The sequence below is a fragment of the Mesorhizobium sp. M2D.F.Ca.ET.226.01.1.1 genome (assembly GCF_004022705.2).
Taxonomy (GTDB): Bacteria; Pseudomonadota; Alphaproteobacteria; order Rhizobiales; family Rhizobiaceae; genus Mesorhizobium.
Genome location: NZ_RZOY02000041.1, coordinates 1 through 1,163 on the forward strand (window position 1 = coordinate 1; position 1,163 = coordinate 1,163).

Below are 1,163 nucleotides of genomic sequence, written 5' to 3' on the forward strand. Positions count from 1 at the left end.
GACAAAGGGCTGACCGGAGCGGTCGATCCGGAGGTCGACGCGGGCGTAGTCCCGGCACTGGCAGGCACGGAAGGTCGCAACCGCAATGTCCTGCAGCAAAGTTGCAAGGCTGCTCTCGACTTGCGCCGGACACATCCTGGGCAGCGCCGCGGCGTCCATGTACTTCACCTCCCAAGTCATGAGACGCGTTTGGCCGCCGCCGAAGTCATGCTCCACAGCTGGCAACACCTCTATCTCTCGGTTTCCGAGCAGCGCCACATGGATTTCTCGCCCATCTATGTATTCTTCCACGAGCGCATCCTGCGCATATTGCGTGATGATCATTTCCACTGCCTGCGTCAGCTTAGCGGGCTCATGTACGAGCTGCAAACCGAAGCTGTTGTCTTCGTGACGCGGCTTCACTACCACTGGGAATCGAAGACCCTCGGTGCTCTCGGTGCCGCTGCGCATGACGCGAAAGTTCGGCGTTGGCACGCCGCAACTGCGCATGAGCGTCTTGCTGATGACCTTATCGTCGGTCAGCCCATGCCCGAGCGGACTCGATCCGGTGTATGGAACACCGGCCATCTCAAGCATGGCAGGAACGTGGGTGAAACGGTACTCGCCTTGAATTCCCTCTGCCAAGTTGAATACTAACCCCGAAGGGCGGGCTTGCGGATCGGGTGGCATGAAGCCCTGGAGCGTGGCGAGCAGTTCTTTATCGCCTTCACACAGCAGAGTTTCGTGGCCGCCCTCTTGCAATGCCGCCATCACGCTTTTGGTTATCGCGCCGTAATGCGGCCAAGGCTGCGGCGGCTGCGGATAAGGCTGACCGAACCGGTTGATCACGCCCGTAAAATCACTGTTCCACACGACGGCTACCCGCATGAGCTACTCCTTTGATGTATGCCTTGCTGTCACGTGCATTCGTTCGGATCCGGATCTCTGTGGGAACAGCTCATCTTGACCGCACGCCTACACGAAGCCTCAAGCAATCGGCGTGCCACCGAACAGGTGGCGCGAAAAAGGGGGAAAAGCATGTGTTTCGCGCCGCGCCGGGGCATATTTGCGCCTCAATGTGTCGGGTTCCGCACGAAACGTGTCCCGTGGTGTAGATGATACGGGCGAGTGGCGAAGGCATCTTTCAGCCTGCGGTAGCTCGCGGCGGGCAGCGCCGTCGCGCC

At 60.0% G+C, this 1,163-nt stretch carries 1 protein-coding gene; it reads right to left on the bottom strand.

The features are described from left to right. Positions 1-867 (bottom strand): ATP-grasp domain-containing protein (locus tag EN869_RS33660; RefSeq protein WP_127253950.1); only part of this gene is annotated, 867 nt, incomplete at its 3' end. Between the last annotated feature and the right edge of the window lie 296 nt (positions 868-1,163).